General features: G+C 64.7%; 18 protein-coding genes. 3 read left to right on the forward strand and 15 right to left on the reverse strand.

Annotation, left to right across the window (positions count from 1 at the left end):
* Positions 1–2 precede the first annotated feature (2 nt).
* The 5 genes from greA to NX774_RS09375 all read right to left on the reverse strand — a co-directional run bounded on the left by greA (position 3) and on the right by NX774_RS09375 (position 6,771).
* The gene (gene greA / locus NX774_RS09355) at positions 3–482 is read right to left on the reverse strand and encodes a transcription elongation factor GreA (RefSeq protein ID WP_258821903.1); all 480 of its coding nucleotides are present in this window, start codon (positions 480–482) and stop codon (positions 3–5) included.
* A gap of 107 nt (positions 483–589) precedes the next feature.
* A complete protein-coding gene (gene carB, locus NX774_RS09360) occupies positions 590–3,820 on the reverse strand; it encodes a carbamoyl-phosphate synthase large subunit (RefSeq protein WP_258821904.1) in 3,231 nt (1,076 codons plus the stop codon).
* Positions 3,820–4,986 (reverse strand): glutamine-hydrolyzing carbamoyl-phosphate synthase small subunit, encoded by a 1,167-nt coding sequence (gene carA / locus NX774_RS09365; protein ID WP_258821905.1) that lies wholly within the window; start codon positions 4,984–4,986, stop codon positions 3,820–3,822. Before carA ends, carB begins: the two co-directional genes overlap by 1 nt.
* 447 nt (positions 4,987–5,433) lie before the next feature.
* Positions 5,434–5,847, reverse strand: a complete 414-nt coding sequence (locus NX774_RS09370; protein WP_258821906.1) for a heme-binding protein — start codon at positions 5,845–5,847, stop codon at positions 5,434–5,436.
* 21 nt (positions 5,848–5,868) lie between these two features.
* Positions 5,869–6,771, reverse strand: coding sequence for a patatin-like phospholipase family protein (locus tag NX774_RS09375; protein WP_258821907.1), 903 nt, complete (start codon positions 6,769–6,771; stop codon positions 5,869–5,871).
* Between the two features lie 140 nt (positions 6,772–6,911).
* Between NX774_RS09375 and NX774_RS09380 the strand changes: the two genes are divergently transcribed.
* On the forward strand, positions 6,912–7,769 hold the full coding sequence (locus tag NX774_RS09380; protein ID WP_258821908.1) for a DUF6624 domain-containing protein: 858 nt from the start codon (positions 6,912–6,914) through the stop codon (positions 7,767–7,769).
* Positions 7,770–7,773: 4 nt separating this feature from the next.
* On the opposite strand, the gene phoR is transcribed toward NX774_RS09380, so the two are convergent.
* From phoR to pstS, 7 genes are all read right to left on the reverse strand, one after another.
* On the reverse strand, positions 7,774–9,066 hold the full coding sequence (gene phoR, locus NX774_RS09385) for a phosphate regulon sensor histidine kinase PhoR (protein WP_258821909.1): 1,293 nt from the start codon (positions 9,064–9,066) through the stop codon (positions 7,774–7,776).
* Between the two features lie 115 nt (positions 9,067–9,181).
* Positions 9,182–9,874: a response regulator gene (locus NX774_RS09390; protein ID WP_258821910.1), complete on the reverse strand. Its 693-nt coding sequence runs from the start codon at positions 9,872–9,874 to the stop codon at positions 9,182–9,184.
* On the reverse strand, positions 9,874–10,575 hold the full coding sequence (gene phoU, locus NX774_RS09395; RefSeq protein ID WP_258821911.1) for a phosphate signaling complex protein PhoU: 702 nt from the start codon (positions 10,573–10,575) through the stop codon (positions 9,874–9,876). Before phoU ends, NX774_RS09390 begins: the two co-directional genes overlap by 1 nt.
* 25 nt (positions 10,576–10,600) lie before the next feature.
* Positions 10,601–11,383: a phosphate ABC transporter ATP-binding protein PstB gene (pstB, locus tag NX774_RS09400; protein WP_258822733.1), complete on the reverse strand. Its 783-nt coding sequence runs from the start codon at positions 11,381–11,383 to the stop codon at positions 10,601–10,603.
* Positions 11,384–11,420: 37 nt separating this feature from the next.
* The gene (gene pstA / locus NX774_RS09405; protein WP_258821912.1) at positions 11,421–12,281 is read right to left on the reverse strand and encodes a phosphate ABC transporter permease PstA; all 861 of its coding nucleotides are present in this window, start codon (positions 12,279–12,281) and stop codon (positions 11,421–11,423) included.
* Positions 12,278–13,291, reverse strand: coding sequence for a phosphate ABC transporter permease subunit PstC (pstC, locus tag NX774_RS09410; protein ID WP_258821913.1), 1,014 nt, complete (start codon positions 13,289–13,291; stop codon positions 12,278–12,280). Before pstC ends, pstA begins: the two co-directional genes overlap by 4 nt.
* A 69-nt stretch (positions 13,292–13,360) precedes the next feature.
* Positions 13,361–14,401 carry a phosphate ABC transporter substrate-binding protein PstS gene (pstS, locus tag NX774_RS09415; protein WP_258821914.1) on the reverse strand — a complete coding sequence of 347 codons (1,041 nt, stop codon included), beginning with the start codon at positions 14,399–14,401 and terminating at the stop codon, positions 13,361–13,363.
* Between the two features lie 208 nt (positions 14,402–14,609).
* On the opposite strand from pstS, the gene NX774_RS09420 reads away from it, so the two are divergent.
* The gene (locus NX774_RS09420) at positions 14,610–15,068 is read left to right on the forward strand and encodes a SixA phosphatase family protein (RefSeq protein WP_258821915.1); all 459 of its coding nucleotides are present in this window, start codon (positions 14,610–14,612) and stop codon (positions 15,066–15,068) included.
* A 299-nt stretch (positions 15,069–15,367) separates the two neighbouring features.
* Here the strand turns inward: NX774_RS09420 and NX774_RS09425 are convergent, their stop codons facing one another.
* From NX774_RS09425 to alr, 3 genes are all read right to left on the reverse strand, one after another.
* Positions 15,368–15,688, reverse strand: a complete 321-nt coding sequence (locus tag NX774_RS09425; RefSeq protein ID WP_258821916.1) for a PilZ domain-containing protein — start codon at positions 15,686–15,688, stop codon at positions 15,368–15,370.
* 61 nt (positions 15,689–15,749) lie between these two features.
* Complete coding sequence (radA, locus tag NX774_RS09430; RefSeq protein WP_258821917.1) at positions 15,750–17,126, reverse strand: DNA repair protein RadA; 1,377 nt, start codon at positions 17,124–17,126, stop codon at positions 15,750–15,752.
* Entirely contained in the window at positions 17,119–18,228 is a 1,110-nt protein-coding gene (gene alr / locus NX774_RS09435) for an alanine racemase (protein ID WP_258821918.1), read from the reverse strand. The genes radA and alr overlap by 8 nt, the downstream gene beginning before the upstream one ends.
* A gap of 128 nt (positions 18,229–18,356) precedes the next feature.
* On the opposite strand from alr, the gene lplT reads away from it, so the two are divergent.
* Positions 18,357–19,622 carry a lysophospholipid transporter LplT gene (lplT, locus tag NX774_RS09440; RefSeq protein WP_258821919.1) on the forward strand — a complete coding sequence of 422 codons (1,266 nt, stop codon included), beginning with the start codon at positions 18,357–18,359 and terminating at the stop codon, positions 19,620–19,622.
* Positions 19,623–19,685: the final 63 nt, after the last annotated feature.

Genomic DNA, 19,685 nt, shown 5'->3' on the forward strand with positions numbered 1-19,685 from the left:
GATCAGATGTAGCGTACTTCCAGGATTTCGTACTCGCGCGGGCCGGACGGCGCCTGCACCTCGACCACGTCGCCGGCGTACTTGCCGATCAGCGCGCGCGCGATCGGCGAGGTCACCGAAATCTTGTTCAGCTTGAGGTCCGCTTCATCCACGCCCACGATCTGGTAGGTCACCTTCTGGCCGTTTTCCAGGTCTTCCAGGTCCACGGTCGAAGCGAACACCACGCGGCCTTCGGCGTCCAGCGTGGCCGGGTCGATCACCTGCGCGCTGGAGAGCTTGTTTTCCAGTTCCATGATGCGCCCTTCGATGAAGGCCTGGCGCTCCTTGGCCGCGTCGTATTCCGCATTCTCGGACAGGTCGCCGTGCGAGCGCGCCTCGGCGATCGCCTCGATCACCTTCTTGCGTTCCTGCGTTTTCAGCTGGTGCAGTTCGTCCTTCAGGAGCTGGGCGCCAAATTTGGTAAGTGGAACCGTTGTGTTCATATTTAATGTACTTCTAGCGTTTGTTTGTGGACGTACCAAGCGAAAACCACAGAGGCGCACGGCTTGGGCCGCACGAGCTCTGTGGTTTTACGGGTACTGCTTGGCGCTTAGTTTAAGGCCTTATGGAGACCTTGTAAATCGTAGACGCGCAACTGGTCCAGGCAGCGCATGCCCTGGATCGCCGCCTCCGCGCCTGCGATCGTGGTATAGGTCACCACGCGCGCTTGCAGCGCCGAGGTACGGATCGTGCGCGAGTCCGCAATCGCGCTGCGCTTTTCCTCGACCGTGTTGACCACCATCGCGATCTCGTGGTTCTTGATCATGTCCACGATGTGCGGGCGGCCCTCGATCACCTTGTTGACCGCGGTGACCGGGATGCCGGCCGCCTGGATCACGGCCGCGGTGCCCTTGGTGGCCACCAGCGTGAAGCCCAGCTCGGCCAGGTCGCGCGCCACCTGCACGGTGCGCGGCTTGTCCGACGCCTTCACCGACAGGAACACCTTGCCCGACTCCGGCATCTGGATGCCAGCGCCCAGTTGCGACTTCACAAAAGCTTCGCCGAAGGTCGCGCCCACGCCCATCACCTCGCCGGTGGACTTCATCTCCGGCCCGAGGATGGTGTCCACGCCCGGGAACTTCACGAACGGGAACACGGCTTCCTTCACGCTGAAGAACGGCGGCACCACTTCTTTCGTCACGCCCTGCTGCGCCAGCGACTGGCCCACCATGCAGCGCGCCGCGATCTTGGCCAGCTGCAGGCCGGTGGCCTTGGACACGAACGGCACGGTACGCGATGCGCGCGGGTTCACCTCCAGCACGTACACGGTGTCCTGCATCTTGCCGTCCACTTCCTGGCGCTGGATCGCGAACTGCACGTTCATCAGGCCCACCACGTTCAGGCCCTTGGCCATCAGCGAGGTCTGGCGCTTCAGTTCATCGATGGTCTCCTGGGCCAGCGAATACGGCGGCAGCGAGCAGGCCGAGTCGCCCGAGTGCACGCCAGCCTGTTCGATGTGCTCCATCACGCCGCCGATAAAGGTGGTCTGGCCGTCCGAGATGCAGTCCACGTCGCACTCGATCGCATCGTTCAGGAAGCGGTCCAGCAGCACCGGCGAGTCGTTCGACACCTTGACCGCTTCGCGCATGTAGCGCTCCAGGTCGCGCTGCTCGTGCACGATTTCCATCGCGCGGCCGCCAAGCACGTACGACGGGCGCACCACCAGCGGGTAGCCGATCTCGGTGGCCAGTGCCAGCGCCTCGGCTTCGGTGCGCGCGGTGCGGTTCGGCGGCTGGCGCAGGCCCAGTTCGTGCAGCAGCTTCTGGAAGCGCTCGCGGTCTTCGGCCGCGTCGATCATGTCAGGCGAGGTGCCGATGATGGGCACGCCGTTGGCCTCTAGGTCGAGCGCGAGCTTGAGCGGGGTCTGGCCGCCGTACTGCACGATCACGCCTTCCGGCTTTTCCAGATCCACGATCTCGAGCACGTCTTCCAGCGTCAGCGATTCGAAATACAGGCGGTCCGAGGTGTCGTAGTCGGTCGACACGGTCTCCGGGTTGCAGTTGACCATGATGGTCTCGTAGCCGTCTTCGCGCATCGCCAGCGCCGCGTGCACGCAGCAGTAGTCGAACTCGATACCCTGGCCGATCCGGTTCGGGCCACCGCCCAGCACCATGATCTTCTTCTTGTCGGTCGGGTTGGACTCGCACTCCTCGTCGTAGGTCGAGTACATGTACGCGGTGTTGGTCGCAAACTCGGCCGCGCAGGTGTCCACCCGCTTGTACACCGGGCGAATGCCCAGCGCATGGCGGCGCTTGCGCACCTCATCCTGCGTCACGTGCAGCAGGAACGCCAGGCGGCGGTCCGAGAAGCCCTTTTGCTTCAGTTTGTACAGCGTGGTCTTGTCCAGGTTTTCCAGCTTCTGGTGGTCCAGCCACAGCTCCAGGTCCACGATCTCCTTGATCTGCACCAGGAACCACGGGTCGATCTTGGTCAACGCGTGCACCTCTTCCAGCGTGAAGCCCTGCGCGAACGCGTCGCCCACGTACCAGATGCGCTCCGGCCCCGGCTCGCCCAGTTCCTCTTCGATGACCTCGCGGTCGCGGGTCTTCTCGTTCAGGCCATCCACGCCCACTTCCAGGCCGCGCAGCGCCTTCTGGAACGACTCCTGGAAGGTACGGCCGATCGCCATCACCTCGCCCACCGATTTCATCTGCGTGGTCAGGTGCTTGTCCGCCGCCGGGAACTTCTCGAACGTGAAGCGCGGCACCTTGGTGACCACGTAGTCGATCGACGGCTCGAACGAGGCCGGGGTTGCGCCGCCGGTGATCTCGTTGCGCAGCTCGTCCAGCGTAAAGCCGACCGCCAGCTTGGCCGCCACTTTCGCGATCGGGAAGCCGGTGGCTTTCGACGCCAGCGCCGACGAACGCGACACGCGCGGGTTCATCTCGATGACGATCATGCGCCCGTCCGCCGGATTAATCGAGAACTGCACGTTCGAGCCGCCGGTATCCACGCCGATCTCGCGCAGCACCGCGAGCGACGCGTTACGCATGATCTGGTATTCCTTGTCCGTCAGCGTCTGAGCCGGCGCCACCGTGATCGAGTCGCCGGTGTGCACGCCCATCGGGTCCAGGTTCTCGATCGAGCACACGATGATGCAGTTGTCCTTCTTGTCGCGGACGACTTCCATCTCGTACTCCTTCCAGCCGATCAGCGATTCCTCGATCAGCAGTTCGGAGGTCGGCGATGCTTCCAGGCCGCGCTTGCAGATGGCCTCGAATTCCTCTTCGTTGTAGGCGATGCCGCCGCCGGTGCCGCCCATCGTGAACGACGGACGGATGATGACAGGGAAGCCCAGCTCGCGCTGCACCGCGCGCGACTCGTCCATCGAGTGCGCGATGCCCGAACGTGCCGAACCCAGGCCGATCTTGGTCATCGCGGCCTTGAACTTGGCGCGGTCCTCGGCCTTGTCGATCGCTTCCGGCGTGGCGCCGATCAGCTCGACCTTGTACTTGTCCAGTACGCCGTTGCGGTGCAGGTCCAGCGCGCAGTTCAGCGCGGTCTGGCCGCCCATCGTCGGCAGGATCGCGTCCGGACGCTCCTTCTCGATGATCTTCTCGACCACCTTCCACGTGATCGGCTCGATGTAGGTCACGTCGGCCATCTCGGGGTCGGTCATGATGGTCGCCGGGTTCGAGTTCACCAGGATGACCTTGTAGCCCTCTTCGCGCAGGGCCTTGCAGGCCTGGGCGCCGGAGTAGTCGAACTCACAGGCCTGGCCGATGATGATCGGGCCAGCGCCGATGATCAGGATGCTTTTGATATCACTACGTTTTGGCATTATTTCTTCTCCACGGCGGCTTGCATCAGGCTGATGAAGCGGTCAAACAGGTAAGCGACGTCGTGCGGGCCGGGCGAGGCTTCCGGGTGGCCCTGGAAGCAGAAGGCCGGCTTGTCGGTGCGGGCAAAGCCTTGCAGCGAGCCGTCGAACAGCGAGACGTGGGTCACGCGGCAGTTGGACGGCAGCGTATCCGCGTCCACCGCAAAGCCGTGGTTCTGCGAGGTGATCATCACCTGTTTCGAGTCCAGGTCCTGCACCGGGTGGTTGGCGCCGTGGTGGCCGAACTTCATCTTGAGCGTTTTCGCACCCGAAGCCAGCGCCATGATCTGGTGGCCAAGGCAAATGCCGAAGGTCGGAATGCCGGTCTCGATCAGCTCGCGCGTCGCTTCGATTGCGTAGTCGCACGCCGCCGGGTCGCCTGGGCCGTTGGCCAGGAAGATGCCGTCCGGGTTCAGGGCCAGCGCCTCCTTGGCACTGGTTTGCGCCGGCAGCACCGTGATGCGGCAGCCGCGCTCGGCCAGCATGCGCAGGATGTTGTACTTCACGCCGTAGTCGAACGCGACCACGTGGAATTTCGGGTTTTCCTGCTTGCCGTAGCCGCGGCCGAGCTTCCACTCGGTCTGGTCGAATTCATACGGCGTCTTGGTCGAGACGACCTTGGCCAGGTCCATGCCGTTCAGGCCCGGGAACGAGCGCGCCAGTTCCAGCGCCAGCGCCGGCTGCGGCTCCGAACCCTGGGTGCCGACCAGGATCGCACCGCTCTGGGCACCCTTTTCGCGCAGGATGCGGGTGAGCTTGCGGGTGTCGATGCCGGCGATGGCCACGACGTTCTCGGCCTTCAGGTAGTCGGACAGCGATTGGGTCGAACGGAAGTTCGATGCCAGCAGCGGCAGGTCGCGGATGATCAGGCCGGCCGCGTGCACCTTGGACGCTTCCACGTCTTCCGGATTGACGCCGACATTGCCGATGTGCGGATAGGTCAGCGTGACGATCTGGCGCGAGTAGCTGGGGTCGGTCAGGATCTCCTGGTAACCGGTCATCGCGGTGTTGAAGACGACTTCACCGGTGGTGTGGCCGGCAGCGCCGATCGAATATCCTTTGAAAATCGTGCCGTCGGCAAGAGCCAGGATGGCGGGGACGGCTGGGCCAGAAAAAAATGGCGGCAAGGGTAACTCCCTAATAAAGTTACCGTAGCGGCGCCACGCGTGGACGACATTTGCAGAGATATCCGCTTTACTTATCGCGGCTTGAAACGTCATTCACTGTGAAGAGAGGCGGTGTAGGCGCTACGGCAGGTGTATTGATGGCTAAACCCTGAAATTATATCCCAGGGACACCTGTCCGGCAATCGAGCGCCGACTAAATCCGCGAGTTTTTTAGTATGGATGCGATCAGGGCGCATGACTGGAAGCACGCCCATTCACATCAGCAATAACTGATGAGCTATCGGTGCCTGGTGCACATGAAAGGACCCGTCGTCCCGGCGGACGCCGGGACCCATGCTGAGCGGACCGAAGACGGAGACTGTGACCCAGTGCATGCGGTCTATGGATCCCGGCCTGCGCCGGGATGACGGATCAAAAGGTGACTATTTAAGCGACAGATAACACTGCTCAGGCAGCCAGCCCGAGCGCCGCGATACCCGCCTTGGCGATTTGCGCATCCTCGGCCGACTTCACGCCCGACACGCCAACCGCGCCAACCACATGGCCATCGACCACGATCGGCACGCCACCCTCGAGCATGCCCTCGATCTCGGGCGCGGTCATGAACGAATAGCGGCCGTTGTTGATCAGCTCTTCGTAGATCCTGGACTCGCGCTTGCCGAGCGCCGCGGTCTTGGCCTTGGCCGGCGCAATGTAGGCGGAAACCGGCGCCACCCCGTCCAGGCGTTGCAGCCACAGCAGGTGCCCGCCATCGTCCACGATCGAGATCACCACTTTCCAGTTGTTGCGGTTGGCCTCGTCTTCGGCTGCCGCCGCGATCTTCTTCACGTCATCCAGGGTCAGGACAGGTTTCATTTGCATGGCTTGCATCCTCAGGTTGGGTTAAGACTGCTGCTTGGCCTTGAGCTTGGCCTTGATCTGCGGGAGCGCGGCGGCGGCGGCCTGCTCGCCGGCGAGGATCGCCAGGTTGCGGCCGTTAAAGTCGCTGCTGCCCATCGTGCCCAGCGGCGGCGTGATCACCACGTCCGCGTCCTTGAGCTCGAAATGGTTCAGGCGCTGGCCCATGATGTTCGCGGTCTGCATCAGCACGTCCAGCGAGCTGTTGGTGGCCTGCCCTTCGGTCGAGCTCGAGATGTTCACGGCAATGATGAAGTCCGCGCCCATCTCGCGCGCAAAGCGCACCGGCACCGGCGCGACCAGGCCGCCGTCCACATAGGTGTGGTCGCCGATCTTCACCGGCTGGAACACGCCCGGCACCGACGAGGACGCGCGCACCGCCAACCCGGTGTTGCCGCGCCTGAACAGGATCGGCTGGCCATTCTTCAGGTCGGTCGCCACGCAGCCGAACGGAATCTTGAGCTTTTCGATCGGCGTGCCGTGCACCGCCTTGTTCACGTAATTCTGCAGCGCGTCGCCCTTGAGCACGCCGGACGACTTGCTGAAAAAAGGAATCGCCCAGTCCGAAATGGTCGCCTCGTCCATCTCCAGCGCGATCTTCTGCAACTGGAACCCACTGTAGCCGTAAGCGTACAGCGAGCCGACCACCGAGCCGGCACTGGTGCCCACCACGATGTCCGGCACGATGCCCTGCGCCTCCAGCGCCTTGATCACGCCGATGTGCGCAAAGCCGCGCGCGGCGCCGCCGCCAAGGGCGAGCGCGATCCTGAGCTTGCGGGGCGCTGGGGTGGGACCGGCAACGGGAGTGGGCGGGACCTTGGGTTCACTGCCACAGCCGGCCAGCGCCAGGCCGGCCAGTGCGAAAAGAGCGGTACGTCGAGAAAGCATGATTGGCGGGGAAAAAGTGCAAGCGAGAATTGTACCCCTTTCGCGTGCCCGGTCGTTGCCGCTGGTTCTTGCCGTAAATACCATGCGCACCCGCAGGTGGAGTAAAGTGTGCTGTCGAAACTGTTGGAAAGTAGTAAGAAATGCAAAACAATCAGCGATTCCGGTCCCTGGGCTTGCTCGTCGCGGGCGCGCTGCTGTCGCAGGCGGCACTGGGGGCGGAACCGGCATCCGCAACGGCAGAGCTGCGCGGCTGTGTTCGCGCCAGCGGTCCCTTGCCTGCAGGCTTGAAAGCGGTCGCCATCGCGGTGACCCAGACCCCGCCCGAACAGCACCCCCTGCCCTTCAATGGCGCCTGTTACGCCGCCACCCTGCCCAAGGGAATCTATCTGGTTCGCGCCGACGCGCCCGGCCTGGTTGGCAAGGCGCCGCTGGTTCAGCTTAACGCGCCGGCTCAACGCGACCTGAAGCTGATCCCGGAAAAGGGCTCCAATCCCGCGCTGGCCGACCGGCTTGCCGAGCTGGCCCGGGCCGACCAGGATGCACGACAGAATATCGACCTGGCCAACCCTGCCGCGATCAAGAAGATGATCGAGACCGACAAGCAGAACCAGAAAGAACTGCGCCGCATCCTCGAGACCTACGGCTGGCCCGACGCCGAGCTGGTCGGCTACGCCGGCGCGCACCACGCCTGGCTGTTGGTACAACATGCACCTGACCAGGTGATCAAGCGGCTGCTGCCGGCGATGAAGGCTGCCGCCGAACGCGGTGATCTCTACGCAGGCAACGTTGCGCTCAACATCGACCGCGTGCTGGTCAGCGAGGGCAAGAAGCAGCTCTACGGCAGCCAGTTCCGCCAGACGCAGTCAGGCGGCCTCCAGGTGCAGCCGATCGAGGACCCCAAACACCTCGACGAGCGCCGGGCGAAGATGGGCATGGAACCGTTCGCGCAGTACCGCGCCATGGTCATGCAGGCGAACCAGGCGCCGAAACAGCGCTAACCGGTCAGCCGGGCAGCGAGGTATTGGGCAGGCAGGCGATGAAGGTGCTGCCCTTGCCCGGCTGCGACTCGATCTGCAGGCGCCCGCCATGGCGCGCCAGCACGTGCTTGACGATCGCCAGGCCCAGCCCGGTGCCCTGCGTCTCGCGCGAACGGCTCTTGTCCACCCGGTAGAAGCGCTCGGTCAGGCGGGCAATGTGCTGGGGGTCGATGCCGATGCCGCTGTCCTGCACCGAAAAGCGCAGGTCGTCCTGCCCGCGCTGCCACGACAGCACGATCTTGCCGCCGTTGGGGGAATAGCGCACCGCGTTGGACGCCAGGTTGCCGAACGCGCTGCGCAGTTCGTCCAGGCTGCCCATGACGTCCGGGCCGTCCACGTGCACCTCGATCTCGTGGCGCCCGCCCGACAGCGCCCTGGCTTCGTTCGCCACCGCCTCGACCAGCGCCTTCACGTCCACCTTCTCGCGCTTGAGCGGGTATTCGTCCGACTCCAGCCGCGACAGCGTCAGCATGTCCTCGATCAGCCGCTGCATGCGCTGCGCCTGCTCGGTCATCAGCTTCAGGTGCGCCAGCCGCGTGGCCTGGTCCATGCCCGGGTCGGCCAGCGCAATTTCAAGAAAGCCCACCACCACGGTCAGCGGCGTGCGCAGTTCGTGCGAGGCGTTGGCGATGAAGTCGCGCCGCATGGCCTCGACCCGCTCGGCCTCGGTCGCGTCGTGCGTCACCAGGATCTGGCGCCGGCTCTGGAACGGGATCACGCGCACTTCGAGCTTGCGGCCGCGGAAGTGCAGCGTCAGCGGCTGCTCGTAGCGGCCCAGGATGATGTAGTCGATGAACTCCGGCGCGCGCACCAGGTTGGTCACGCGGCGGCCCTTGTCGCGCTCCAGCGTCAGGCCCAGGTGCTTGCCGGCGGCCCGGTTGCACCATTCGAGCTGCAGCACGTCGTCCATGATCGCCACGCCTTCCGGCAGCAGCTGCATCGCCTCGCGAAAGCGCGCCAGCCACTCGGCCAGCTCGGCCTGGTTACGCTCGTCGTCGCGGCGGATGCGGTACAGGCGCGCGAATACGTCGGTCCACGAACCCCAGCCGTCCGGCAGCTTGCCGCTGTGCGGGTCGGTGAGCCATTCGTCCAGCTGCTGCAGGTACAACAGCTGCATCAGCAGCATGCCCACCACGATCAGCAGCGCCAGCGCCAGGGCGGAAACGGGGCCGGACATCCACCAGACTACGCCGGCGGCGGCAAATACCAGGGCCACGCGCAGCAGGGCTGGGACCCAGAACAGCAGTTTTGGATTCATTCAGTGTTAGCCTGTAACCGTCGTTCCCGCGGAGGCGGGAACCCATGCTGAGCGTACAATCACGCGGCCTATGGGTCCCCGCCTCCGCGGGGACGACGGTACCAAGTGTATTGGCTTACGTTTGTTTTTCCGACAGCATATACCCGACACTGCGGATTGTCTTGATCAGCCCATCGGCCGGCCCGAGCGCCTTGCGCAGGCGCCCCACGTGCACGTCCACCGTGCGCTCCTCGATCACGGCGTGGTCGCCCCACACCTTGTCGAGCAGCTGGCCGCGCGAGAACACGCGCTCGCGGTGCGCCAGCAGGAACTTGAGCAGCTTGTATTCGGCATTGCCAATCTCGATCGGCTTGCCCTCTACGGTCACGGTGCAGCTGCCCGGCTCCAGCAGCACCAAGCCGGCCGACAGCGGCGCATCGGCCACGTGCGGGCTCTTGCGGCGCAGCAGCGCGCGGGCGCGCGCCAGCAGCTCGCGCGGCGAGAACGGCTTGGTGACGTAATCGTCGGCGCCGGTCTCCAGCCCCGCGATCTTGTCCTCTTCCATGCTCTTTGCGGTGAGCATGATGACCGGGATATCCTTGAAGTCGCGGTCGGCACGGATGCGGCCCAGGAAGCGCAGGCCGCTCTGGTCCGGCAGCATCCAGTCCAGCAGCAGCAGGTCCGGGCGGCGCTGCCCGATCGCGGTCCACGCCGAAGCGGTATCGCCCACCGATGCCACCTCCCAGCCGGCTTCGCGCAGCGAATAGCTCACCAGCTCGACGATCGCCGGTTCGTCTTCGACAATCAGTACACGGGTCGGCTCGGCCATCAGACTTCGTTCTCGCTCGGCGGTTTGATGGTGTGGCGGATGTCGCGGCCCTCGACCACGTAGATGACATACTCGGCGATGTTCTTGGCGTGGTCGCCGATGCGCTCGATCGCCTTGGCCACCCACAGCGTGTCCAGCGCCGGCGAGATCGTGCGCGGGTCTTCCATCATGAAGGTGATCAGGTTGCGCAGCACCGAGCGGAACTCGTGGTCGATGACCTCGTCCGCCGCGATCAGCTCGAGCGCCTGCTTGCCGTCCAAACGGGCAAACGCATCGAGCGCGTCGTGCAGCAGGTCGCAGGTGGCGCGCGCGATGGTGCGCATCATGTCGTAGTGGGCAAAGCCGATCGTGCCGCGCGCGTGCAGGCTCTTGGAGGTGCGCGCGATCTTGGTCGCCTCGTCGCCGATGCGCTCCAGGTCGGTGATGACCTTGATGGTCGCCATCACCGTGCGCAAGTCGTTCGCGGCCGGCTGGCGGCGCACGATCAGGTGGCTGCAGGCGTCGTCCAGCTGCACTTCGAGCTGGTTGACGGCGTTGTCGTCGGCCATCACCTTGTCGGCCCGGGCCGGATCGCCCACCTTGAAGCAGTTGAGCGCTTCCTCGAACTGCGTCTCGACCATGCCGCCCATCTGCAGCACCTTCGAGCGGATCGCCTCCAGCTCCTGGTCGTACTGCTTGGATGAATGAAGCTCGCCTACCATACGTGTGTTCTCCGTCCTGTTTTGGTCAGCCGAAGCGGCCGGTAATGTAGTCCTGCGTCTCTTTGCGCGCGGGGTTCATGAACAGCTGGTCGGTCTCGCCGAATTCCACCAGTTCGCCCAGGTACATGTAAGCAGTGTAGTCCGAACAACGCGCTGCCTGTTGCATATTGTGGGTCACGATCGCGATCGTGTAATCCTGCTTGAGCTCGCTGATCAGTTCCTCGATCTTGGCGGTCGAGATCGGGTCCAGTGCCGAGGTCGGTTCGTCGAGCAGCAGCACGTCGGGCTTGACCGCCACGCCGCGCGCGATGCACAGGCGCTGCTGCTGGCCGCCGGACAGCGACAGGCCGCTCTTGTTCAGCTTGTCCTTGACCTCGTCCCACAGCGCGCCCTTCTTGAGCGCCCACTCGACGCGCTCGTCCATCTCGCCCTTGGACAGGTTCTCGTACAGGCGCACGCCAAACGCGATGTTGTCATAAATCGACATCGGGAACGGGGTCGGCTTCTGGAACACCATGCCGACCTTGGCGCGCAGCATGTTCACGTCCAGGCCGGGGTCGAGGATGTTGCGGCCCTTGTACACGATGGCGCCCTCGGCGCGCTGGCCCGGGTACAGGTCGTACATGCGGTTGAGGGTGCGCAGCAGCGTGGACTTGCCGCAGCCGGACGGGCCGATGAAGGCCGTCACCTGCTTCTCGTGGATGTCGAGGTTGATGTCCTTCAGGCTCTGCGTCTTGCCATAGAAGAAATTCAAGCCGGAGATCTCGATGGTCTTGACCTTCTCCACCGTTTCGGTCGGGGCTTGCATGGTCATGGGCTGGATCATGGAATTCATCGTTCGAGTGTTAGCGCGGCGCCTTCTGGCTGAAGACGGTGCGCGACAAAATGTTAAGCAGCAGTACGCTGAAGGTGATCAGGAGCGAGCCGCCCCAGGCCAGCGTGCGCCAGTCGTCGTACGGGCTCATTGCAAACTGGTAGATCACGGCCGGCAGGCTCGACATCGGCGCGTTCATGTCGGTGCTGAAGAACTGGTTGCCCAGCGCGGTGAACAGCAGCGGCGCGGTTTCGCCGGCAATGCGGGCCAGCGCCAGCAGCACGCCGGTGATGATCCCCGCCTTCACCGCCCGCAGGCGCACCATCAGCGCCACCTTCCAGCGCGGCGCGCCCAGCGCGAACGCGGCTTCCAGCAGGCTGTTGGGCACCAGGCGCAGCATGTTGTCGGTGGTGCGCACCACCACCGGAATGGCGATCAGCGACAGCGCGATCGAGCCGGCATAGCCTGCAAAGTGCCTGGCGTTGGCCACGTAGAGGGCATACACGAACAGGCCGATCACGATCGACGGGGCCGACAGCATGATGTCGGTCACGAAGCGCGTCACCTGGGCAAACTTGTTGCGCTCGCCATACTCGGCCAGGTACATGCCGGCCAGGATGCCCACCGGGGTGCTCACCAGCGTGGACAGGCCCACCATCAGCAGCGAGCCAACGATCGAGTTGCGCAGGCCGCCGCCTTCGCTGCCCGGCGGCGGAATGTCCTGCGTGAACAGCGCCGGCGACAGCGCGGCAAAGCCCTTGACCAGCAGCGTGGCGAGGATCCAGAGCAAAAAGCCCAGGCCCACGGCCATCGCCAGCACGGACAGCGCGATGCCGATGCGGTGGCCCAGCAGGCGCCGGCGGTACACGGGATTCATGGCGGCAGTCTTCATTTGACGCCTTCCTTGCGGGACATGGCGACCAGCATCAGTTTGGCAGCGGACAGCACGATAAAGGTAATGGTGAACAGGATCAGGGCCAGCGCGAACAGCGAGGCCATGTGCAGCGGCGCGGCCTCGCCGAATTCATTGGCCAGGGTCGAAGAAATCGAGGCGCCCGGGCCCAGCAGCGACCACGACAGTTCGTTGGCGTTGCCGATGACAAAGGTCACGGCCATCGTTTCGCCCAGCGCGCGGCCCAGGCCCAGCATCACGCCGCCCACCACGCCGTTGCGGGTGTACGGCAACACGACCTTGCGCACCACTTCCCACTTGGTGCAGCCCAGGCCGTAGGCCGATTCCTTGAGCACGGCCGGCACGATCTCGAACACGTCGCGCATCACCGACGAGATGAAGGGAATGATCATCACCGCCAGGATCACGCCCGCGGTCAGGACGCCCACGCCCATGATCGGCCCCTGGAACAGCGGCCCGATGAAGGGCAGCTTGCCCAGCGTGCTCTTGAGCACCGGTTCCACGTGGTCGGCAAACAGCGGCGCGAACACGAACAGGCCCCACATGCCGTAGATAATCGACGGCACGCCCGCCAGCAGCTCGACCGCGGTACCCAGCGGCCGGCGCAGCCAGGCCGGGCAGATTTCGGTAAGGAACAGCGCGATGCCAAAGCTGACCGGGAAGGCCAGCGCCAGCGCGATGATCGAGGTGGACAGCGTGCCCCAGATGGCGATCAGCGCGCCGAACTGCTCGTTGGTCGGGTCCCAGTCGCTCGACGTGATGAAGCCGGGGCCGAATTTTTCAAAGGCCGGCGCGGCGCCGATGGCCAGCGAGACGATGATCCCGACCAGCACCAGCAGCACCGAGGCCGCGAACAGCCAGGTGATTTTGTGAAAGAAAAAATCCTGGATGCGCTGGTTGCGCATGGTGGTGCGCAGCGCAGCCTGGCTGGCATCGGCCGTGTCCGGCTCTGCCCGCCTGGCGATGGCGACGGTGGATGGCGCGCTCATTATCCTCTTGACTCGATTGCCGGCATTAAAGCGCCCGGAGCGGGCGCCGCCTGCCTTGTTCTTGTTGACTTACCAGATGGCCTTGCCCGAAGCGTCTTTCAGGTTGGCTTTCCATGCATCGCCCACCAGCTTGGTCACGTTGGCCGGCATCGGCACGTAATCCAGCTCGGTGGCGGCCTGGCCGCCGTTCTTGTACGCCCAGTCGAAGAACTTGAGCACTTCCTTGCCGCGCGCCGGGTCGGCCTGGACCTTGTGCATCAGGATGTACGAGGCGCCGGTGATCGGCCATGCCGCCTTGCCCGGCTGGTCGGTCAGCACCACGGCCATGCCGGGGGCCTTGGCCCAGTCGGCGTTGGCGGCGGCAGCCTTGAAGGTGTCGTCGTCCGGCTGCACGAACTGGCCGTCGTGGTTCTTCAGCTGGGTGTGCGACATCTTGTTCTTCTTGGCGTAGGCCCACTCGACGTAGCCGATCGAGCCCTTGATGCGCTGCACGTTGGCGGCCACGCCCTCGTTGCCCTTGCCGCCCACGCCGGTCGCCCACTTGACCGCGGTGCCGGCGCCGATCTTGCCCTTGAACTCGGGGCTCGACTTGGACAGGTAGTCGGTGAACAGGAACGAGGTACCCGAACCGTCGGCGCGGTGCACCACGGTGATGTCCTCGTCCGGCAGCTTGACACCCGGGTTCAGCGCGGCGATGGCCGGCGCGTTCCATTTGGTAAGCTTGCCCAGGTAGATGTCGGCCAGCACCGGGCCGGTCAGCTTGAGCTGGCCCGGGGTAATGCCGGGCAGGTTGACGATGGCGACCACACCGCCCATGATGGCCGGGAACTGGAACAGGCCTTCCTTATTCAGCTCGTCAGCCGCCAGCGGCATGTCGGAGGCGCCGAAATCGACGGTTTTCGCCTTGATCTGCTTGATGCCGGCACCCGAGCCGACGGATTGGTAGTTCAGGCCGGTTCCGGTGGCCTTTTTGTACAGTTCTGCCCACTTGGCATAGATCGGGAACGGGAAAGTGGCGCCGGCGCCGGTGATGTCGGCGGCCTGGGCGGTTGCGCCGAATGCGGTCGAAGCGGCAACGGCAATCGAAACGAACAGGTGCTTCATGCGCATGACAAGTCCTCTTGGGTTGGTGGCACGGTTCTGATTGCTGTGCAGTGTACCGGCCAAATATGACAAGTTAATGACATGAACAAGATGCGCCCGTCCAGCAGGGCGAGCCGGCGACATCTTGTCCTGATCCCGGATTATTTGCCGCACAATTGGGGCAGTCTTGAACGATTCGCGGCCTGGCCGCTCGAACCCACGCACGGAGGAAGCAATGGAACTGATCCTGTGGCGCCACGCCGACGCCGAAGACGGCGAACCCGACCGCCTGCGCGAGCTCACCCCGCTCGGCCACAAGCAGGCGGCACACCTGGCCGACTGGCTCAACGTGCGCCTGCCCGAGCATTGCCGCATACTTGTCAGTCCTGCAACACGGACCCAGCAGACGGCTGACAAGCTGGAGCGCGACTACGACGTGGTGGAGCAAGTCGGGCCGGGCGCGGACCCGCATGCGGTGCTGCACGCGGCGCACTGGCCCCATGCCCAAGGGGCGGTGCTGGTGGTGGGGCACCAGCCCACCCTGGGCCGGCTCGCATCAAAGCTGCTGTTCGGGCGCGCGCACGACATCGACTTTCCCCGCGGCGCCGTGTGGTGGTTCGAGCAGCGCGACCCGCACGACGACTACACTTTGTGCCTGAAAGCAGTAATGACGCCGGACATGACACTGAAATAGCGCCTCCTGCTCACCTTGCCAATGTCCTCGGCATTTGCCTACGCTGGAAGCGGATCAACCAGATGGAGGGAATGCTCAAAGGCGTTTTCAGCTTATGTTCGACGTGATTGGCGTAGCAATGTTGGGCGGCATGGTCGCGATGGTCTTTTACGAACTCTACCAGGATGTCCGTGAACGGCACGAGGGCCTGCATGATCACTATCACGAGTAGTGAAACAACCCGCAACCGCGGGTGACAAGCGATGAAAAAGCGGCGAGGCCATCGACAGGGCGCTCGCCGCTTGCTGTTTACTCGTGGGTCAGCGCAGGAAGCGGGTAATGACCGTCGAACTGGCCGCGTCCAGGTTCACAAACTGGAAGCCGACCTTGAACTGGCCCTGGCTGAAGATGCAGTACACGGCCTTGGCCCGGGCGGTGACGTGGTTGGGTTTGCCATCGAGCATCACGTCGAAGCGGACATAAGCGCCCTGCCCGGCCTGGACCGGGTCGGAAAAGCCAACGCTCATGCCATCGGTGCCAATGTCGAGGGTACGGCCCTCGACGGTCTGGTTGCCATCGAGCGCGACCATGGCGCGGCTCTTGAGGACTTTGCGCTGGGACTTCCTTTGTTCTGGTAACACGGCTTGCAACGGGGCGCTAATTATCAGAGGAAATTATACGAAAACCGGGACCGCCGCTGCCTTAATCGAGTTCACGCAGTTTGCTGAACGCTTCGTCGATCCGCTCGACCGGCACGATGCGCATGCCCTCGATCGGCTGCTTGGGCGCGTTCGACTTCGGGATCAGCGCCATCGAGAAACCGAGCTTGGCCGCCTCGCGCAGGCGCTCCTGGCCGCGCGGCGCGGGCCGGATCTCGCCGGCCAGGCCCACTTCGCCGAACACCACCAGCCCGCGCGGCAGCGGCTTGTTGCGCATCGAAGAATGGATCGCAAGCAGCACCGCAAGGTCGGCGGCCGGCTCGGTGATCTTGACCCCGCCCACGGCGTTGATGAACACGTCCTGGTCGAACGCGGCCACGCCGGCGTGGCGGTGCAGCACGGCCAGCAGCATGGCCAGCCGGTTCTGCTCCAGGCCCACCGACAGGCGGCGCGCATTGGGCAAGTGGCTGGCATCGACCAGCGCCTGGATCTCCACCAGCAGCGGGCGCGTGCCTTCCTGCGTCACCATCACGCACGAACCGGGCACCTGGCTGTCGTGCTGGGACAGGAACAGCGCGGACGGGTTGGACACGCCCTTCAGGCCCTTTTCGCTCATCGCAAACACGCCCAGCTCGTTGACCGCGCCGAAGCGGTTCTTGATCGCCCGCACCAGGCGGAAACTCGACTGGGTGTCGCCCTCGAAGTACAGCACCGTGTCCACGATGTGTTCGAGCACGCGCGGGCCGGCCAGCGCGCCTTCCTTGGTCACGTGGCCGACCAGGATGATCGTCACCCCGCTCTGCTTGGCCACGCGGGTGAGCTGGGCCGCGCATTCGCGCACCTGGGCCACCGAGCCGGGCGCGGAGGTGAGCGCGTCCGAATACAGGGTCTGGATCGAGTCGATCACCGCCACCTCGGGCTTGAGCTCGGCCAGCGTGCCGAGGATCTTTTCAAGCTGGATCTCGGCCTGCAGCTTCAGGTCGCGCGCGTCCACCGCCAGCCGGCGCGCGCGCAGCGCGATCTGGGCGCCGGATTCCTCGCCGCTCACGTACAGGGTCTTGCGCACATGCGCGATGTTGGCCAGCGCCTGCAGCAGCAGCGTGGACTTACCGATGCCGGGGTCGCCGCCAATCAGCACCACCCCGCCCGCCACCAGTCCGCCGCCCAGCACCCGGTCGAATTCCTCGATGCCGGTGCCAAAGCGCGGCACGTCGATCGCCTCGATGTCCGCCAGCGACAGCACCGGCGCCGCCTGCGCCAGGCCCTTGTACTGCGACTGCGACATGCGGTTGGCGCCGGGCGCGTCCACCACGGTCTCGACCATGGTGTTCCAGGCCTTGCAATCGGCACACTGGCCGGTCCAGCGGCTGGCGGTCGCACCGCAGTCGCTGCACACAAAGCTGGTACGCGCCTTAGCCACAGAGGGTACCCAGGCGGCCTTCGACCACGCGCACGCGCGGCGCCACCGCGCACATCAGCTCATAGCCGATGGTGCCGGCGGCGTGGGCCACCTCGTCGATCGGCAGGCCGTCGCCCCACAGGATGACCTTGCTGCCGATACGGGCATTGGCCACCGGGGTCAGGTCCACCGCCATCATGTCCATCGACACGCGGCCCACCAGCGTGGTGCGCACGCCATCCACCACCACCGGGGTGCCGTGCGGCGCGTGGCGCGGGTAGCCGTCGGCGTAGCCGCAGGCGACCACGCCGACCGTCATCGGGCCGGTGGACTCGAAGCGGCTGCCGTAGCCGACCGTCTCGCCGGCCTGCAGTTGCTGCATGCCGATGATCTCGGAGGTGAGCGTCATGGTCGGCAGCAGGCCGTATTCGGAAGCGCTCTTGCCGCCCGGCGTGCCGCCGTACAGCATGATGCCGGGGCGTACCCAGTCGCTGGGCAGCTCGCCCTCGAGCTCGGCCAGGTGCAGCACCCCGCCCGAATTGGCCAGGCTGCGCTGGCCCGGCAGGCCCTCGGCCCCCACCCGGAAGCGGCGCAGCTGCTCGCGGATCGGCAGGCGCGGGTGCTCCAGTTCGTCGGCATTGGCAAAGTGGGTCATCATCGTGATCGAGCGGATGCCCGGGATCGCGGCCAGGCGCGCGTGCGCCGCCGCGTAAGCCTCGGGACGGAAACCGAGGCGGTTCATCCCGGTGTTCATCTTCAGGTGCACGTCGATCGGACGGTACAGCTTGGTGTACTCGAGCATCTTGATCTGCTCGTAGTTGTGGATCGTCGGGTTCAGGCTGTGCTCGGCGAGCAGCGGAATGTCGGAAGCGTCGAAAAAGCCTTCCAGAAGCAGGATCGGCTTGGTCCAGCCGAGCTGGCGCAGGCGCACCGCGTTTTCCAGCTCGATCAGCGCCAGGCCGTCGGCGTCGGCAAAGCCGCGCATTCCGCGTTCCAACCCATGGCCATAGGCATTGGCCTTCACCACCGCCCAGATCTTCGACGCCGGCGCACACGCTCGGGCGCGGGCCAGGTTATGTTGCATGGCATCGAGGTGGATGGTGGCGCAAAGCGGGCGAGGCATAAGAACTTCTTGAAGTGATAACGGGAACGGATATTTTACCGGACGCAGCACTTTCGCATGGCCGATTTCTTTGGCGGCGCGGTCTTTCATGGTATAAAGCAACCCAGTCCAGTTTTCAGAACCTCCGAATGAACCGTGGTTTTTATACCATCATGGCGGCGCAGTTTTTCTCGTCGCTGGCGGACAACGCGCTGCTATTTGTCGCGATCGATCTGCTAACTTCGATGAAGGCCCCGGATTCGCTTACTCCGCTGCTCAAGCTTTCATTCGTGTTGTTCTACGTGCTGTTTGCGGCCTTCCTGGGCGCCTTCGCCGATTCGCTGCCCAAGGGCCGGGTCATGTTCATCGCCAACATGATCAAGGTGGTGGGCTGCGCCATGATTTTCCTCGACGTGCACCCGCTCGTGGCCAACGCCGTGGTCGGCTTTGGCGCGGCCGTGTACTCGCCCGCCAAGTACGGCATCCTGACCGAATTGCTGCCTGCCGAAAAGCTCGTTGCCGCCAATGGCTGGATCGAGGGATTGACGGTGATGTCGATCATCCTGGGCACCGTGATGGGCGGCGCGCTGGTCGGCCCGCACGGCGGCGCCTGGCTGCTGAGCCACGTGGACATGCCGTTCTTCGACACGGCGGTGGACACGCCGAGCGAGGCCTCGCTGCTGGTGATCGTGGCCGTGTACGCCATTGCCGCGCTGTTCAACCTGCGCATTCCGGACACCGGGGCCCGCTACCCGCACCAGGAAACCAATCCGGCGCGCCTGATCGTCGATTTCGCCAACTGCTCGGCCACCCTGTGGCGCGACAAGCTGGGCCAGATTTCCCTGGCCGTCACCACCCTGTTCTGGGGCGCGGGCGCCACCTTGCAGTTCATCGTGCTCAAGTGGGCAGAGCACTCGCTGCACATGCCGCTGGATAAAGCCACGGCCCTGATCGGCGTGGTGGCCATTGGCGTGGCGGTGGGCGCTGGGCTGGCGGCGCGCATGATTCCGCTCAAGAAGTCGCTGACCGTGATCCCGCTCGGGATCCTCATGGGGCTGGTGGTGGCCAGCATGGTGTTCGTGCATTCGGTGTGGATCGCCTATCCGCTGCTGGCGCTGATCGGGCTGTTGTCGGGCTTCTTCGTGGTGCCCATGAACGCGCTGCTGCAGCACCGCGGCTATGTGCTCATGAGTGCCGGCCATTCGATCGCCGTGCAAAACTTTAACGAGAACCTGTCGATCCTGACCATGCTTGCGATGTACGCGATCATGATCACGCTGAAGCTGAACCTGGATGTCATCATCGTGCTGTTCGGCCTGTCGCTGGCGGGCGTGATGTACCTGATCATGCGCCGGCATGCGGCCAACCAGGCCGAACACGATTCGCTGGCGCTCATCGGCGAGCACAAACACTGACGCGCGGCACATTGTCGTAGGGTGGGCACTTGTGCCCACGCGGTGACAGGTAACGGCGAATCG

The organism is Massilia agilis, assembly GCF_024756255.1.
Lineage (GTDB): Bacteria > Pseudomonadota > Gammaproteobacteria > Burkholderiales > Burkholderiaceae_D > Telluria > Telluria agilis.